The organism is Paraburkholderia nodosa DSM 21604, from assembly GCF_000519185.1.
Classification (GTDB): Bacteria; Pseudomonadota; Gammaproteobacteria; order Burkholderiales; family Burkholderiaceae; genus Paraburkholderia; species Paraburkholderia nodosa.
Genome location: NZ_JAFA01000013.1, coordinates 1 through 14,700, shown reverse-complemented (window position 1 = coordinate 14,700; position 14,700 = coordinate 1). Strand labels below are relative to the sequence as shown.

At 62.7% G+C, this 14,700-nt stretch carries 15 protein-coding genes, 3 tRNA genes and 1 pseudogene; 9 read left to right on the top strand and 10 right to left on the bottom strand.

All coding sequences use genetic code 11. The features are described 5' to 3' along the window. Positions 1 to 28 precede the first annotated feature (28 nt). The 5 genes from A3CW_RS0120125 to rph all read right to left on the bottom strand — a co-directional run bounded on the left by A3CW_RS0120125 (position 29) and on the right by rph (position 3,298). Positions 29 to 241, bottom strand: a complete 213-nt coding sequence (locus tag A3CW_RS0120125; RefSeq protein ID WP_028205175.1) for a hypothetical protein — start codon at positions 239 to 241, stop codon at positions 29 to 31. A 307-nt stretch (positions 242 to 548) separates the two neighbouring features. Next, a tRNA-Ser gene (locus tag A3CW_RS0120120) sits at positions 549 to 638 on the bottom strand. 65 nt (positions 639 to 703) lie between these two features. Continuing rightward, positions 704 to 1,873 (bottom strand): radical SAM family heme chaperone HemW, encoded by a 1,170-nt coding sequence (gene hemW / locus A3CW_RS0120115; protein ID WP_245623705.1) that lies wholly within the window; start codon positions 1,871 to 1,873, stop codon positions 704 to 706. Between the two features lie 44 nt (positions 1,874 to 1,917). Then, complete coding sequence (gene rdgB, locus A3CW_RS0120110; protein ID WP_028205173.1) at positions 1,918 to 2,565, bottom strand: RdgB/HAM1 family non-canonical purine NTP pyrophosphatase; 648 nt, start codon at positions 2,563 to 2,565, stop codon at positions 1,918 to 1,920. Continuing rightward, complete coding sequence (gene rph / locus A3CW_RS0120105; protein ID WP_028205172.1) at positions 2,558 to 3,298, bottom strand: ribonuclease PH; 741 nt, start codon at positions 3,296 to 3,298, stop codon at positions 2,558 to 2,560. Before rph ends, rdgB begins: the two co-directional genes overlap by 8 nt. 303 nt (positions 3,299 to 3,601) lie before the next feature. On the opposite strand from rph, the gene A3CW_RS0120100 reads away from it, so the two are divergent. The 5 genes from A3CW_RS0120100 (at position 3,602) to A3CW_RS0120080 (ending at position 8,605) form a co-directional block, all read left to right on the top strand. Next, positions 3,602 to 4,540, top strand: a complete 939-nt coding sequence (locus tag A3CW_RS0120100; RefSeq protein WP_028205171.1) for a YicC family protein — start codon at positions 3,602 to 3,604, stop codon at positions 4,538 to 4,540. A gap of 14 nt (positions 4,541 to 4,554) precedes the next feature. Next, entirely contained in the window at positions 4,555 to 5,268 is a 714-nt protein-coding gene (gene gmk, locus A3CW_RS0120095) for a guanylate kinase (protein WP_028205170.1), read from the top strand. Positions 5,269 to 5,308: 40 nt separating this feature from the next. Beyond that, on the top strand, positions 5,309 to 5,512 hold the full coding sequence (gene rpoZ, locus A3CW_RS0120090; protein WP_006400783.1) for a DNA-directed RNA polymerase subunit omega: 204 nt from the start codon (positions 5,309 to 5,311) through the stop codon (positions 5,510 to 5,512). 92 nt (positions 5,513 to 5,604) lie between these two features. Then, complete coding sequence (locus tag A3CW_RS0120085) at positions 5,605 to 7,971, top strand: RelA/SpoT family protein (RefSeq protein WP_028205169.1); 2,367 nt, start codon at positions 5,605 to 5,607, stop codon at positions 7,969 to 7,971. Between the two features lie 151 nt (positions 7,972 to 8,122). Next, complete coding sequence (locus A3CW_RS0120080) at positions 8,123 to 8,605, top strand: phage protein NinX family protein (RefSeq protein WP_028205168.1); 483 nt, start codon at positions 8,123 to 8,125, stop codon at positions 8,603 to 8,605. An 89-nt stretch (positions 8,606 to 8,694) separates the two neighbouring features. On the opposite strand, the gene A3CW_RS0120075 is transcribed toward A3CW_RS0120080, so the two are convergent. Together A3CW_RS0120075 and A3CW_RS0120070 are read right to left on the bottom strand one after the other, a co-directional pair. Further along, a tRNA-Arg gene (locus A3CW_RS0120075) sits at positions 8,695 to 8,771 on the bottom strand. Positions 8,772 to 8,852: 81 nt separating this feature from the next. Then, a tRNA-Arg gene (locus A3CW_RS0120070) sits at positions 8,853 to 8,929 on the bottom strand. A gap of 128 nt (positions 8,930 to 9,057) precedes the next feature. On the opposite strand from A3CW_RS0120070, the gene greB reads away from it, so the two are divergent. Further along, positions 9,058 to 9,618 (top strand): transcription elongation factor GreB, encoded by a 561-nt coding sequence (greB, locus tag A3CW_RS0120065; protein ID WP_028205167.1) that lies wholly within the window; start codon positions 9,058 to 9,060, stop codon positions 9,616 to 9,618. An 89-nt stretch (positions 9,619 to 9,707) separates the two neighbouring features. Here greB and A3CW_RS0120060 read toward each other — a convergent pair whose 3' ends face one another. Together A3CW_RS0120060 and A3CW_RS53890 are read right to left on the bottom strand one after the other, a co-directional pair. Next, on the bottom strand, positions 9,708 to 10,859 hold the full coding sequence (locus tag A3CW_RS0120060) for a porin (RefSeq protein ID WP_028205166.1): 1,152 nt from the start codon (positions 10,857 to 10,859) through the stop codon (positions 9,708 to 9,710). Positions 10,860 to 11,423: 564 nt separating this feature from the next. Beyond that, complete coding sequence (locus tag A3CW_RS53890; RefSeq protein WP_081771740.1) at positions 11,424 to 11,624, bottom strand: hypothetical protein; 201 nt, start codon at positions 11,622 to 11,624, stop codon at positions 11,424 to 11,426. A 412-nt stretch (positions 11,625 to 12,036) separates the two neighbouring features. Between A3CW_RS53890 and A3CW_RS0120055 the strand changes: the two genes are divergently transcribed. Next, positions 12,037 to 12,240: a cold-shock protein gene (locus A3CW_RS0120055; RefSeq protein WP_028205165.1), complete on the top strand. Its 204-nt coding sequence runs from the start codon at positions 12,037 to 12,039 to the stop codon at positions 12,238 to 12,240. Positions 12,241 to 12,518: 278 nt separating this feature from the next. Further along, on the top strand, positions 12,519 to 13,685 hold the full coding sequence (locus tag A3CW_RS0120050) for an exonuclease domain-containing protein (RefSeq protein ID WP_028205164.1): 1,167 nt from the start codon (positions 12,519 to 12,521) through the stop codon (positions 13,683 to 13,685). A gap of 9 nt (positions 13,686 to 13,694) precedes the next feature. On the opposite strand, the gene A3CW_RS0120045 is transcribed toward A3CW_RS0120050, so the two are convergent. Then, positions 13,695 to 14,285: a chorismate mutase gene (locus A3CW_RS0120045; protein WP_028205163.1), complete on the bottom strand. Its 591-nt coding sequence runs from the start codon at positions 14,283 to 14,285 to the stop codon at positions 13,695 to 13,697. A gap of 225 nt (positions 14,286 to 14,510) precedes the next feature. Between A3CW_RS0120045 and A3CW_RS46955 the strand changes: the two are divergent. After that, a pseudogene (locus tag A3CW_RS46955) lies at positions 14,511 to 14,700 on the top strand (IS256 family transposase); the annotation flags it as partial.

The window sequence follows — 14,700 nt, the reverse complement described above, 5'->3', positions numbered from 1 at the left end:
GCGAAACGGCGAGGGTGCTCGAGGCTGCTTATTCGACCGGGAACTGCGCGCAGGGATCGGCAGCGGTCGTCGCGCAGGCGTACGAATACTCGCCGCTCTTCAGGAACAGCTCCTTGCCGACCTGGAAGTTGTCACGCAGATTGGGCGAGCTTTCCCACGCGATGTAGCTGGAGCACATCACGGCGAACAGGACGACAAGCGAAAACGCGAACTTTTCGAGCAGTTGGTATTGGTGCGGCATGGCGATCTTTCCCATCAGTGGGTGCGATTTTACCTCATGATTAGGGTTTTCACCTAGTGAATTGAGCGCGATTTGCTGAAGCGATTTTTGGGTTCGACCCTTTAAATGTGATCGGCGTGTCGCCGCGCTCTGCGCGGGCATGATCTGCCAGCGCAAAATAACTCGCAGTCCTGATTATTTGTGGCGCGATATTGACCACGCATTCTCGCGTGGCACAGGGACGGCATCTTTTGAGTAGCGGCGTTTCGGCCTGACGGCCGGCACTTTGACGACACGCTGGCGCTGGGACGCGCCAGGTTTCACGAATTGGCGGAGGCGGTGAGATTCGAACTCACGGAAGGGTTACCCCTTCGCCGGTTTTCAAGACCGGTGCATTCAACCACTCTGCCACACCTCCGGAGCCGCGCATTGTAACCCGAAACGCACACGCGACGGCAGTCGCCCAGTCGATCCAGGTCGACCTCAGTGCGGGTCCTTGAGGAACAGCGCCTGCAAGTCGTTCAGGAAGCGCTGCCCCAATTCGGTCGGCGCGATCTTTTCATAATCGCGCGTGATGAGCCCGCGCCGCTCGGCTTCCTGCAGCGCCGGTTCGATCGTCGTGATCGGCAGGCCCGTGCGTTCGATGAAGCGATGCACCGGAAATCCTTCCACGAGCCGCAGCGCGTTGAGCATGAACTCGAACGGCAAATCGCGCGCGCCCACTTCGTGCTCTTCCTGGACCGGCGTGCCCGCCCGCGCCTGCTCGATAAAGGTCGCCGGATGCTTGTAGCGCGCCTGGCGCACGATGCGGTTCGGAAACGAGAGCTTCGTATGCGCGCCGGCGCCGATCCCGAGATAGTCGCCGAAGCGCCAGTAGTTGAGGTTGTGCCGGCATTGGCGATCCGGCTGTGCGTAAGCCGAAACCTCGTAGCGCCCGTATCCCGCGCCCGACGTGCGCTCGTGAATCCAGTCCTGCATGTCGGCGGACTGGTCGTCGTCGGGCAGGGCAGGCGGAAACTTGGCGAACAGCGTGTTCGGTTCGAGCGTCAGGTGATACAGCGACAGATGCGGCGGCTTGAACGAGAGCGCCGTCTCGATGTCGGCCTCGCATTCGGCGAGCGTCTGCTGCGGCAGCGCAAACATCAGGTCGAGGTTGAAGTTGTCGAAAGTCTTCGCCGCGACTTCGACCGCATGGTGTGCCTGCGCCGCGTCGTGAATGCGTCCGAGCGCTTTCAGATGCGCCTCGTTGAAGCTCTGGATGCCCACCGAAAGCCGGTTCACGCCGCTCGCGCGAAACTGCGCGAACTTCGCGGCTTCGAAGGTGCCTGGATTCGCTTCGAGCGTGATCTCGGCGTCCGCGTCGAGCGGCAGCAGGGCGCGCACGTCCGAAAGCAGTCGATCGAGACCCGCTGCGGAAAGCAGGCTGGGCGTGCCCCCGCCGATGAACACCGTATGCACCTGGCGACCCCAGACGAGCGGCAGCGCCTGCTCGAGATCGGCGCGCAGCGCGTCGAGGTAATCGTCTTCGGGGAAGCGCTCGCCCTTCCATTCATGCGAGTTGAAATCGCAATACGGGCACTTGCGCACGCACCACGGAAAATGCACGTAGAGCGCGAGCGGTGGCAGCGAAGTGAGGCGAATGCTGCCAGGCATCGTGAACGACTGGACGACCTCGATGCCAATTCGATGCTGCTGGCTCACGCTTCCTCCTGGAGTCGCGCGAGCAGTTGGCGCAGGGCAATTGCGCGATGGCTCGACGCGTTCTTGAGCGCCGGATCGAGCTCGGCGGCCGTGGCTTCGAGCTCGGGAACGTAGAAGTAAGGGTCGTAGCCGAAGCCGTTGTCGCCGCGCGGCGCGTCGAGCACCACGCCGTGCCAGCGGCCCTCGGCGATGAGCGGCTCGGGGTCGTCGGCATGGCGCACGAGCGCGAGCACGCAGTAGTAGTAGCCGCGGCGATCCGCGTGATCTTTCAGGTTCGCGACGAGCAGCGCGTTGTTCGCCGCGTCGCTCTTCTCGCCGCCCGCGAGCTGCGCGTAACGCGCCGAATACACGCCCGGCGCGCCGCGCAGCGCGCGCACGCACAGGCCCGAGTCGTCGGCGAGCGCGGGCAGGCCCGTGAGCTTCGCCGCATGGCGTGCCTTGGCGAGCGCGTTCTCCACGAAGGTGGGATGCGGCTCCTCGGCCTCCGGCACGTTGAGCGCGCCTTGCGGCACGAGCTCGATGCCGGCCGCGCCGAGCAGCGCCGCGAACTCGCGCAGCTTGCCCGCGTTGTTCGAGGCGAGCACGACGCGCGAGAGCGCGCGAGCCGCGGTTTTAGCCGCTAAATCCGGCTGCAAATCAGCCATGCGAGATCTCCAGCGCGGCCTTCTGCTTCTCGATCAGCGAGCGGATGCCGCTTTGCGCCAGATCGAGCAGCGCATTCAGTTCTTCACGCGAGAACGGCGCGCCTTCTGCCGTGCCCTGCACTTCGACCATGCCGCCCGAGCCCGTCATGACGACGTTCATGTCGGTGTCGCACTGCGAGTCTTCGTCGTAGTCGAGGTCGAGTACCGGCACGCCTTCGTACACGCCAACCGAAATCGCCGCCACGTAGTCGGTGATCGGCGAGCGCTCGATGCGGCCCGTGGCCAGCAGCTTCGAGACGGCGTCGTGAGCCGCCACGAACGCGCCCGTGATGCTCGCCGTGCGCGTGCCGCCATCGGCTTGCAGCACGTCGCAATCGAGGTTGATGGTGCGCGCACCGAGCGCCTCGAGGTCGAACACGGCGCGCATCGCGCGGCCGATCAGGCGCTGGATTTCCTGCGTGCGGCCCGTTTGCTTGCCGCGCGCGGCTTCGCGGTCGCTGCGCGTGTGCGTGGCGCGCGGCAGCATGCCGTATTCGGCGGTGAGCCAGCCCTGGCCCTTGTCGCGCAGGAACGGCGGCACGCTTTCGGACACGCTCGCGGTGCACAGCACCTTGGTGTCGCCGAACTCGACGAGGACCGATCCTTCGGCGTACTTCGTGTAGTTGCGGGTGATGCGGACTTCGCGAAGCTGGTCGGCGGCGCGGCCGGAGGGGCGCTGGATGGATTGGGTCATCGTGAAGGGGCGCGAGGGCGCGAGAGGGAAGGGAAAACTGTGATTTTACCGCCTCCGCGCGCCTCGCGACGGGCGCGGCCGGAAGGCGGCGGGACGGCGACGGGAGGGTGGAAAGCGGGCCGCCCCGTCCGGAAGCGGCATGCAGCCCGCGCTTGCGAAGGCGCGCCCTCAAAAATGGGATAATGCGGTTTCTCCGCCCCGCGCTTTTCGTCCATTCGCGACAACACGCCGGGCGCCTCGATTTCCTCGCCGTGACCCGCGCGCGCAGCGCACGACGCCACGGCTTTCTTCGCGAGACGAACCATGATTTACAGCATGACCGGCTATGCCAGCGCCACGCGCGAGCTTGCTGCGGCTTCGGGCACGGGCGGCGCGAGTGTCTCCGTCGAATTGCGCACGGTGAATTCGCGCTTTCTCGACCTGAACTTCCGCATGCCCGAAGACGTGCGCGTGTGCGAGCCCACGCTGCGCGAAATGCTGATGACGAAGCTCTCGCGCGGCAAGGTCGACATCCGCATCAACATCCAGAAGAGCGAGCAGGGCGCCAGCGCGGGCACGGTCAACCGCGACGCGCTCGATCAGCTCGCCGGGCTCGAGCGCGCCGTGCTCGAAGCGTTTCCCGAGTCGGGCCGTCTGCGCACGGGCGAGATCCTGCGCTGGCCCGGCGTGCTGGCGGAAAGCGGCGTGGCGGCCGAGGTGCTGCGCGACGCCGTGCTCGGCTGCGGCAAGCAGGCCATCGCCGATCTGATCGAAGTGCGCGCTCGCGAAGGCGCGCAGCTCGCCAACATGCTGCTTGCGAACGTGACCGAAATGGAGGCGATCGTCGCGCGCATCACGCCGCTCGTGCCGGAGCTGATCGCGAAGCACCAGCAGAAGATCGTCGAGCGTCTGCAGGAAGCGCTCGGCATCGCCGCGCCGGACAGCAATGGCAACGGCGGCAGCATCGGCAACATCTCGCGCGAAGAAATCGCCGAGCGCATCCGCCAGGAAGTGACGATGTATGGCATTCGCATCGACATCGCCGAAGAGCTCTCGCGTCTCACGGCGCACCTGAACGAAACGCGTCACGTGATCGAGAAGGGCGGCCGCGTCGGCAAGCGTCTCGACTTCATGATGCAGGAGCTCAACCGCGAAGCGAACACGCTCGGCTCGAAGGCGGCGGCGAAGGAACTCGCGGACGCCTCGATGACGCTCAAGCTGCTCATCGAGCAGATGCGCGAGCAGGTCCAGAATCTCGAATGAAGGAAGCAACGAACATGACCGACCAAAGCAGCGCCCCCAAAGCGGACGCGAAGCAGGACAAGAAGCGCAATCCGTACGCGGGCATGTACCCCGGCAACCTCTTCATGGTGGTGGCGCCGTCGGGGGCGGGCAAGTCGACGCTCGTGAACGCGCTGCTCGCCGAAGACAGCGCGATCCGCCTGTCGGTTTCGTACACGACGCGCGTGCCGCGTTCGAAGGAGCGCGACGGCGAGCACTATCACTTCACGACCGTCGACGACTTCCTCACGCGCCACGCCGCTGGCGAGTTTCTCGAGAGCGCGGAAGTGCATGGCAACTACTACGCCACGTCGCGCGTGTGGATCGAAGACCAGATGAAAATCGGCCATGACGTCCTGCTCGAAATCGACTGGCAAGGCGCGCAGCAAGTGAAGAAGCAGTTCCGCAATTCGGTGGAAATCTTCATCCTGCCGCCGTCGCTCGAAGCGCTCGCCGACCGCCTGAAAAAGCGCGGCGAAGACGAGCCGAACGTCATCACGCGACGCCTGCTTGCAGCGGGCAGCGAGATCGCGCATGCGAGCGAATCGGAGTATGTCGTGATCAACGAGAACTTCGATCGCGCGTTGCAGGAGCTGCGCAACATCGTGAGCGCCACGCGCCTGCGCTTCGCTTCGCAATACGCGCGGCATACCGAGCTCTTCGTGCAGCTCGGTATCCACCACCCGCAGCCCGGCGCGTCGGGCACATAAGGTAGAATAAGAACCTGCTGAGAATGAGAAGGAACCCGACATGGCCCGCATCACCGTCGAAGATTGTCTGAAACAGATTCCGAACCGCTTCGAACTGGCGCTCGCCGCGACGTATCGCGCCCGCCAGCTCGCACAAGGTCACACGCCCAAGATCGAAAGCCGCGACAAGCCAACCGTTGTCGCGCTGCGCGAGATCGCGGCTGGCCAGGTCGGCCTCGAAATGCTGAAGAAGGTGCCCGTCTAAGGGCGCGTTCCGAGGCATTGTCGATCGCCATGTAGTTTTGTACCGCCGCAGCCGCTTTAACCGTCAACGCCAAACCTGATACGGAGGGGAACATGAGCATCACGCCCTCGCCGGCCACCGACGTGGACCAGGAAGCCGAGACTGCGAGCCCTGCGCGCAATTACATCGACGCGGTCCTCGAACAGTCGTTTCGCCATCTGTTCGGTCCGACCGCGACGCCGGAGCAGCCCCGCAAGCACGGGGTCGTCTCTATCGCCAATCTGACCGCCGCGCTCTCCGGTTACCTCACTCCCGAGGAAATCAAGGAGGTCAAGGCGGCGTTCCACTTCAGCGATGAAGCCCACCTTGGGCAATATCGCCAGAGCGGCGAACCCTATATCACCCATCCCGTTGCCGTCGCGGAAATCTGCGCCGGCTGGAAGCTCGACGCGCAGTCCATCATGGCTGCGCTCCTGCACGACGTGATGGAAGACCAGGGCGTGACCAAGGCGGAACTCGCCGAGCGCTTCGGCGCGAAGGTCGCGGAACTGGTCGATGGCCTGTCGAAACTCGACAAGATGGAGTTTCGCAACCGCGAGGAAGCGCAGGCTGAGAACTTCCGCAAGATGCTCCTCGCGATGGCGCGCGACGTGCGCGTGATTCTGGTGAAGCTCGCCGACCGGCTGCACAACATGCGCACGCTCGGTGCGGTGCCGCCCGAAAAGCGCCGCCGCGTGGCGCGCGAGACCATCGACATCTACGCGCCCATCGCGCACCGTCTTGGCCTGAACAACACCTATCGCGAGCTGCAGGACCTGAGCTTCGCGAACTTCAATCCGAATCGCTACGCCACCCTCGAAAAGGCGGTGAAGGCCGCCCGCGGCAATCGCCGCGAAGTGGTGAGCAAGATTCTGGAAGCGGTGCAGCGCGGCATTGCCGACGCGAAGCTCGACGCCGAAGTCACCGGCCGCGAGAAAACCATCTTCAGCATTTACAAGAAGATGCGCGACAAGCAGTTGTCGTTCTCCCAGGTGCTCGACGTGTACGGTTTTCGCGTCGTGGTCGAGTCGGCGCTCGAGTGCTACACCTGCATCGGCGCGCTCCATGCGCTCTACAAGCCGGTTCCGGGCAAGTTCAAGGACTACATCGCCATTCCCAAGGTGAACGGCTATCAGTCCCTGCACACCACGCTCGTGGGCCCGTTCGGCGCGCCGATCGAATTCCAGGTGCGCACGCGCAAGATGCACGAGATCGCCGAAGCCGGCGTGGCGGCGCACTGGCTCTACAAGAACGGCGGCGCGGATCTCAACGACGTGCAAAAGCGCGCGCACCAGTGGCTCAAGTCGCTGCTCGATATTCAGAGCGAAGTCGGCGACTCGAGCGAATTCCTTGAACACGTCAAGATCGACCTGTTCCCGGACGCCGTCTACGTCTTCACGCCGAAGTCGAAGATCATGGCGCTGCCGCGCAGCGCCACGGCGCTCGATTTTGCCTATTCGATCCACAGCGACCTCGGCAACCAGTGCGTGGCCGTGAAGATCAACAACGAACTGCTGCCGCTGCGTACGGAATTGAAGAGCGGCGATATCGTCGAGGTGATCACCGCGCCGTACTCCAAGCCGAATCCGGCGTGGCTCGGTTTCGTGCGTACCGGCAAGGCGCGCTCGGCGATCCGGCACTATCTGAAGACGATGCGTCTCACGGAGTCGGTGCAACTGGGCGAGCGGCTCGTCGATCAGGCGCTCAAGGGCTACGGCTACCAGCTTTCGGAAGTCACGCCGGAAGTGTGGGAGAAGCTGGTCCTGTGGACCGGCAACAAGAACCGCCAGGAAATTTTCGCCGACATTGGTCTTGGCCGGCGCGTGGCGGCGGTCATGGCCAAGCGCATCGAAGTGCTGATGAGCGGCCAGGACGCCGACGACGCCGAGCATCATCATCCGCCGCGCGACCCGAATGCGCCGCCGGCGCCGCCTGTCGTCATCACGGGCACCGAGGGCATGTCGGTGCAGCTTTCGGCTTGCTGCCGCCCGATTCCCGGCGACAGCATCATGGGCTATATCGGCATCGGCCTTGGCATGGCGATCCATACGACCGACTGCCGCGTGGCGCAGCGCATCCACCGGCGCGACCCTGGCCGCTGGATCGACGTGGCGTGGGCGCCGCAGCCGGGTCGGCTGTTCGACGTCGCCGTCAAGGTGCTGGTGAAGAACACCAAGGGCGTGTTCGCGCGCGTGGCGGCCGACATCACGTCGGCGGACGCCAACATCGTCCACATCGCGATGGACGACGATCTGGCACAGGAATCGAACATGTTGCGCTTCGTGATCCAGGTGAGCGATCGCGTGCACCTCGCGAACGTCATGCGCCGCGTGCGCACGAATCCGGACGTGATGCGCATTGCGCGCGAGCGTTCGAGCGACGACGGGCACCATCGCCACGACGGCGGCATGCGCATCGAGCGCGAGCGCGCGGATTATTGATCTGGGCGACCGGTTCGTGCCACGGACCGCTCCCACAGCGCGTCTCGCGCGGTAATCTATCGTTATCTCATCGGCCGCACCTTTGCGGCAGCCTGACCGCGCTTGCCGGTCATGTACCCATCTTCCTTCGAACCGAAACGAGGGACTCGCAATGAACGTAGCTGAACTGACCGGCCTCGCACTCGACTACTGGGTGGCGCGCAGCCTGCCGGACTTCGTGCGTGAAATCTATTTCACCGACAGTGGCGAGACGGTTGCCGTGCGCGGCAACGACCGCGGGCGTCCGTGGGATGGCCGCTTCATGCCCACCGATTCGTGGGAGGCGGCCGGCGTGGTGCTCGACCGCGCGAGACGCGTCGAGCTGCGCGGAGGCGAGCCGGCTTCCTGTGTGGCCGAGTTCGAGGGGGAGTCGGGGGCAGTCCTGGAGGCCTACGGAGAAACTACGCGTGAGGCGCTGCTGCGGGCATTCGTCGCGAGCCGCTTCGGTAAGACGGTAGGGGAGATGCTTAGGCAGCCGCAGGCGTTGCTGGGCATGGGCATGGAGCCTGTGGGCGAGCCCAGCGCGATTGGCGACGTGGAGGACCTGCCGCGTCCCGATGCCCAGATCGGCGACATCGGCACGCCGCCGCGCTAGGGTTTCGCTTCTCGCGAGACGCCAGGCACACCCAATTCTGCAGCTGAAAAGACAAAGGGCCTTTCCGTACGGAAAGGCCCTTTATTTGGTGGCGCGGCTGGCAGGATTCGAACCCACGACCCCTTGGTTCGTAGCCAAGTACTCTATCCAACTGAGCTACAGCCGCACGCTAAGACGATACTACTTACAACGCTATACTGCTTGAAACCCTTCCCGGATCAAACCGACGGGAAACGCTTCGAATAAATGGTGCGGCTGGCAGGATTCGAACCCACGACCCCTTGGTTCGTAGCCAAGTACTCTATCCAACTGAGCTACAGCCGCACGCAGAAAAGAGATTATAGCAGGGCTTCGAAAAAAGGGAAGGCCCTTATCGTGATTTGTCTTGGGGCGAGGTTCGTGTACGCTGGCAGTAGTGAGTGCATCAGTACACATAACGCAGTGATCCCATCATGAACAAGGCCTTTGTCAAAGAATCGACCGACGACGACGACGATCTCGAAGCCGGTCTGCCGGAGATTCCCGCCGGCACGAAGAACTACATCACGCCCGCCGGCTATGAGCGCATGCGCAGCGAGTTGCTGCACCTGATAGACGAAGCGCGGCCCGAAGTGGTCAAGCTCGTCTCGTGGGCCGCCTCGAATGGCGACCGTTCCGAAAACGGCGACTACATCTACGGCAAGCGCAGGCTGCGCGAAATCGACCGGCGTATCCGCTTCCTCACGAAGCGGCTGGATCTGGCCGAAGTCGTGGACAGCAGCCGGCAGGAGAGCGTGGACCAGGTATTCTTCGGTGCGACCGTCGAGTACGGCACCGAGGACGGCGAGGCGCATACGATCACGATCGTCGGCATCGACGAGGTCGATCTCGACCGCGGCCGCGTGAGCTGGGTTTCACCCGTCGCGCGGGCGCTCCTGAAGGCGAAGATCGGCGATCAGGTCACGCTGCACACGCCGGCAGGGCCGGAGCCGATCGACGTGCTGGACGTGCGCTATCCGCGGCCGCACGCCTGAATGCATCCCTCGTCGCAGAAATAGAAAAAGGCACCCGAGGGTGCCTTTTTCAGCTGCAGTGCTGGCCGAGGCGGCCAGCAGCGTGCTGCTTAGAAGCGGTGACGCATACCAACCGTCACAGCAATCTGGTCTTGACGGGTCGATGCCGAACCCAGACCGTTCAGGTACGCGCCGATACCGTCCTGGTTCGACGACACGTGCTGCCAGTCGCCTTGCAGGTAGACGTCGGTGCGCTTCGACAGTGCATAGTCCGACTGCAGTGCGACCGTGTTGTAGTTCGGGTTCACGCCGCCGCCGAAGTTCGCACGGGTGTACGTGTACGCGCCAGCCAGGCTCAGAGCCGGGGTCAGAGCGTAACGGATGTTGCCTTCGAAGTTCTGGAAGCGTGCGCTGTTGCCGCCCAGCGAGATGCCGTTCTTCGTACCCGACTGCGTGGGCGAAATGTTAACCGCGTTGCCCAGTTGCGTCTGCGTGTAGACGAAGCCAGCCGTTGCCGGGCCGAACGTGTAGTTCACGCCGCCGCCGAACGTGCTTTGGCGGCCTGCGCCGAACGTGTAGTCGCCTGCTTGTGCGCCCGAGAACGAAGACGAGTTGAACTGCTGGTTGTTGATGTCGTTGTTTGCGTGCAGGTAAGCAGCTGCAACGTTCAGGCCGGCGTAGTTATACGTCGCGCCGAAGCTGTACGCACGGTTGTTCGCAAACTGGGTGCTGTTCGAGAACGAGTACGTGCCGCCGAACTTGAAGCCAGCGTAGTTGACGCTCGAGTACTTGACCGTGTTGTTGAAACGGACCGAGTTGTTCAGATTGTCGTTGTCATACGGGTGGGCTGCGATCGTGCCGCCGTATTGCGTGCCGGTGTTCGACAGCGGTGCGAGGTAGTCGACCACGGAGTCGTACTGGCGACCGAGGGTGACCGCGCCGTACTGGTCGCTTGCCAGACCGACGAACGCTTGACGGCCGAACATGCGGCTCGACTGGCCAAGCGTACCGTTCATGATGTTGAAGCCGTTTTCCAACGTGAAGATGGCCTTCAGACCGCCACCGAGGTCTTCAGCGCCGCGCAGGCCCCAACGGCTGCCGTTGACCGTGCCGCTCGATGCCTTCCAGAGGCTGTGGCCGCCGGAGTTGTTTGCGTAGGTGATGCCTGCGTCGATCAGGCCGTACAGCGTAACGCTGCTTTGCGCGTGTGCAGCCGTTGCAAAAACGCCCGTCAGGGCGGCGACCATGAGAGTCTTTTTCATCTTTGTAAACTCCGAGAACAGAGGTGGGTTTCGTTGAACCCCGTTTGGGAAACCGTCCATGCGAAGCGCAGCGAGAGGCAAGTTCGCGTGGTACGAATTAATCCGTGCGAGACGATCCGTCCGAGACAATCCGTCCGTGTCGGTTTCCAGACAGGCAGAGTGTAGAGAGGGTGCTCGAAGAGGGGGTATTCCGAATTCCGCAATAAAGTATTGCGATATCGGAAATGATTATTTCGCTCGTCTTAAGCCCTGCTGGTAAAGGCTTTGAGCGGATTTCTCGGGAGGGGGATGAAACTGTCAACCGATCGAGCGTTGTGCGATCGCTACAACAATCGATTGCGAAAAACGGCTTAAAACGGTCTCAACTGATTATTGCGCGCAGCGTAACAGATGATTGTGCGCCGTCTACTTAATCGTCAGACGTGGGTCCGGCTATACTTCAATCGCTGCTTTCCGAAGCAGACTTTTTCGTTGACGAAAAAGATCTCCAAACCTTTGTCGGCGCGGCCTTTTCAGCCGCGCTTTTTTTTGCCCGTCTTCAGGCCACGCGCGCTACGCGTACCCCTATTGGGTGCCCGCTTGCGGCGGCTCAGGCTGCAGGCTCCAGTCTTCCATTACGTAGTGCCTTGCGTCCATAGGGGAACACAGCAGGTTGTGCCAGTGGTCCCCGTGCCATGCGCCATAGGTTTCGGCTTCTTCAGCCGTTGGCGCAATCCCGTCCGTTTGTACGAGCCAATGAATCCATCGCCGCAGAGCTGTCAGCATGATGACCTCCGATGCCGCTAACAATATGGATCATGAATTGAATGTATTACTCGAACAACCGGGAGAAACACTTACGTTTGACACGAATTGTTACATTTCGGGAAAACTTCCCGGTAGAAATGACGTGAGCGAGATAATCGGGTAAAAGTGACGCTGGGCTATATATCGATTCGGTTCGCATACGATTTGTTGCCGCCTTTTGATGCGTACCGCTTTTATCGTTGAATCGGGAATGCTGTTATAAAAAATTCGCTTGACTGGCGATTGACGTTCCCCGTATAACGGCAAAGCTGATTTTCGTTCTGCTGCAATTTCAAAATGTGGAATTCGTTGAAGCGGGACGGCGGGAATTGGCTGGATACGGCGTGAGGGTTATTACCCGCGTCATTAAAATCTCGAGGGAAACTGAAACATGGAAACCGGTATCGTCAAATGGTTCAATGATGCGAAGGGCTTTGGCTTCATCACGTCTGACGCCGGCGGCGACGATCTGTTCGCGCACTTCTCGGAAATCCGCGCCGACGGCTTCAAGTCGTTGAAGGAGAACCAGCGTGTGTCGTTCGACGTCAAGGTCGGTCCGAAGGGCAAGCAGGCCGCGAACATCCAGCCGCTGTAAGTACAGCGTGCGGGCGCTCGCTGCGCGAGCGCTCATGCGACACCAGGCCCCGGGCGAACCCGGGGCTTTTTTATTTTTGACATATTGATTTTTAGTCAATATTAATAACCACGGTTTTAACTCACGGATTTAATCGGGGAAACCCTGGGAATCTGCGACTTTCCCGATTCGGGTTTTCACTAAAAGCCAAAAGTCACACTTAACAGCCGGAACCGTCGGCGCGTGGCGTCCAAACAGTGCATACTTGGGCCGTTTTCCATTTCCCCCGTCGTTTCACCATGTTTGAATCCTCCTTGAGCGCCGCGCAGCCTGCCGGCGACCTTCCCATCGTCTTCGTGGACCTCGAGACGACCGGCGGTTCGGTAGGCGAGCACCGCATTACCGAAGTTGGCGTTGTGGAGGTGGCGCAAGGGCAGGTGACACGATGGAGCACCCTCGTCGATCCCGGCCAACCTATCCCGCCCTTTATCCAGCAGCTCACCGGTATTACGGACCAGATGGTGCGCGGCGCTCCGCGCTTCGCCGAGATTGCCGCGGAACTCCATGGGCGACTCGCCGGCAAGCTCTTCGTCGCGCACAACGCGGCTTTCGACCGCGGCTTTCTGCGCGCGGAGTTCGAGCGAGCCGGTTATTCCTTCAATCCCGACGTCCTGTGCACCGTGCGCCTGTCACGGGCGCTTTTTCCGGGTGAGAAGCGCCACGGGCTCGACGCGCTGGTCGAGCGCCACGCGCTCGTACCGTCGGATCGCCATCGCGCGCTAGCCGACGCCGATCTCCTCTGGCAGTTCTGGCAGCGCCTGCCGGCGCTGGTGCCCGGGGAAGCGCTGGCGTCGCAGATCGATCGTACGACGCGCCGTCACGTACTGGCCGGCGACATTACCGACGAACTCATCGACACGGCGCCGGCAGGCCACGGCGTTTATGCTTTCTATGGCGAGAACGACGTGCCGCTCTATGTGGGGCGCAGCGTGCGGGTGCGCCAGCGCGTGCGCGCGCATCTTTCGGGTGAGAGGCGCTCTTCACGCGAACAACGGATGGCGCAGCAGGTCCGACGCGTGGAGTGGCGTGCGACAGGCGGCGAGCTTGGCGCGCTCCTCGTCGAAGCGCAGTGGATCGCCACGCTCAAGCCCTCGTTCAACCGCGTGCCGCGTGTGTCGAAGCGCGACCCCGCCGACCTTGGAACGGCGCCCTGGCCGTTCGGCGGCGCAGTGGTCGTGCTCGAGCAGGACTCGACGAATGGCGCCGAGATTTATCACCTGATCGATCGCTGGTGCTATATGGGCGCCTTTCCCACCACGGCCGAGGCCGTGGTGCTGGTGGACAGCAGCGCCGAGCGCGTGTTCGAACTCTCGACCTGGCGCATTCTGCAGACGCACTTCGAGCGCGGCCTGCGCGTGCAGGTGCTGCAGCCTTCCGAGGCCGACGGCCTTACGAGCGCGGCATAACAACCGCGCTTAGGCGACCCCGCCGACGCCGCCCGATTCGCACACGTGCTCCAGCGCCTGATTCATCGCACTCGTGCGCGCGGAGTCGTATCGCGTGAGTTCCTTCCAGTTCGCAACCGTTCTTGCGACGCGCGCCGGGCAATCCGGTGCGCCGCGCAGCGGTTGCACGCGTGCGAGCGCGCCGATCAGTTGTCCGGTGAGTCTGTCGAGTTGGGGCCGCGTCGCCGTGGCGAGATCCGGTGCTGGGTCGCTGGGCGCCTGGGAGGCACGCCACGTGTCGAATAGCGACTTCTGCATTTGTGTGCTGGCATCGATCTGATCGCGGAAGAACGCACGCGCAAACGCGGGATCGACACCGGCTGTCGTGGCGCGCTTCTGCACGTCGGCGAGCAGGGCGTCTTCACGGGGCGTGTCGGTGATCGGCTTGTGATGCTGCCATTTCCAGTGCGCGACTGGTTTGGCGAGCGCCAGCCGCTGCGAAACGAGCGCGACGAGGTTGGTCAGGGCGGTGTCGTCACCGTCGGCGTGGACGGATGCGATCGGCAGGGCGAAGAGCAGTGCAGCAGCGCAACGCGCGCTCGCGCGGGTCAGCAATGTCATCGAGGGAAGGAAGACGCCGGCAATAAAAACCGAAGCATAGCCGGTTATGGTGCGCTTGCGTCTAATGTCGCTGAGGTCGAATCGAGATGGTCGCACCGAGGCGCGACCGCGATCGAGCGCGCGAGTGCTAGCCGCTACGGCGCAAAACTGCGCGCGCAGCAGAGGGTGTAAAAAGTTTTGTGTAAACGGTCATTTGGCGGGAGACTGCCATCAATAGGAGCATAGATGACCGTAGCGAAACGCAATAAAAGAGAGAAGCCCGATCCTGAACTCGTCAAGCTGGCAGACAGCCTACTAACGAACTACCAGAAGCCAGAGGACCTGATCGGCGAGAATGGCCTGCTCAAGCAACTGACCAAGATGCTGGTGGAGCGGGCGCTCGAGACGGAGATGTCCGAGCATCTGGGCCATGGCA

Coding starts and splice junctions, on each gene's coding strand:
- A3CW_RS0120125 (WP_028205175.1), bottom strand. CDS start 241: ATGCCGCACCAATACCAACTGCTCGAAAAGTTCGCGTTTTCGCTTGTC.
- hemW (WP_245623705.1), bottom strand. CDS start 1,873: ATGCCTGGCAGCATTCGCCTCACTTCGCTGCCACCGCTCGCGCTCTAC.
- rdgB (WP_028205173.1), bottom strand. CDS start 2,565: ATGGCTGATTTGCAGCCGGATTTAGCGGCTAAAACCGCGGCTCGCGCG.
- rph (WP_028205172.1), bottom strand. CDS start 3,298: ATGACCCAATCCATCCAGCGCCCCTCCGGCCGCGCCGCCGACCAGCTT.
- A3CW_RS0120100 (WP_028205171.1), top strand. CDS start 3,602: ATGATTTACAGCATGACCGGCTATGCCAGCGCCACGCGCGAGCTTGCT.
- gmk (WP_028205170.1), top strand. CDS start 4,555: ATGACCGACCAAAGCAGCGCCCCCAAAGCGGACGCGAAGCAGGACAAG.
- rpoZ (WP_006400783.1), top strand. CDS start 5,309: ATGGCCCGCATCACCGTCGAAGATTGTCTGAAACAGATTCCGAACCGC.
- A3CW_RS0120085 (WP_028205169.1), top strand. CDS start 5,605: ATGAGCATCACGCCCTCGCCGGCCACCGACGTGGACCAGGAAGCCGAG.
- A3CW_RS0120080 (WP_028205168.1), top strand. CDS start 8,123: ATGAACGTAGCTGAACTGACCGGCCTCGCACTCGACTACTGGGTGGCG.
- greB (WP_028205167.1), top strand. CDS start 9,058: ATGAACAAGGCCTTTGTCAAAGAATCGACCGACGACGACGACGATCTC.
- A3CW_RS0120060 (WP_028205166.1), bottom strand. CDS start 10,859: ATGAAAAAGACTCTCATGGTCGCCGCCCTGACGGGCGTTTTTGCAACG.
- A3CW_RS53890 (WP_081771740.1), bottom strand. CDS start 11,624: ATGCTGACAGCTCTGCGGCGATGGATTCATTGGCTCGTACAAACGGAC.
- A3CW_RS0120055 (WP_028205165.1), top strand. CDS start 12,037: ATGGAAACCGGTATCGTCAAATGGTTCAATGATGCGAAGGGCTTTGGC.
- A3CW_RS0120050 (WP_028205164.1), top strand. CDS start 12,519: ATGTTTGAATCCTCCTTGAGCGCCGCGCAGCCTGCCGGCGACCTTCCC.
- A3CW_RS0120045 (WP_028205163.1), bottom strand. CDS start 14,285: ATGACATTGCTGACCCGCGCGAGCGCGCGTTGCGCTGCTGCACTGCTC.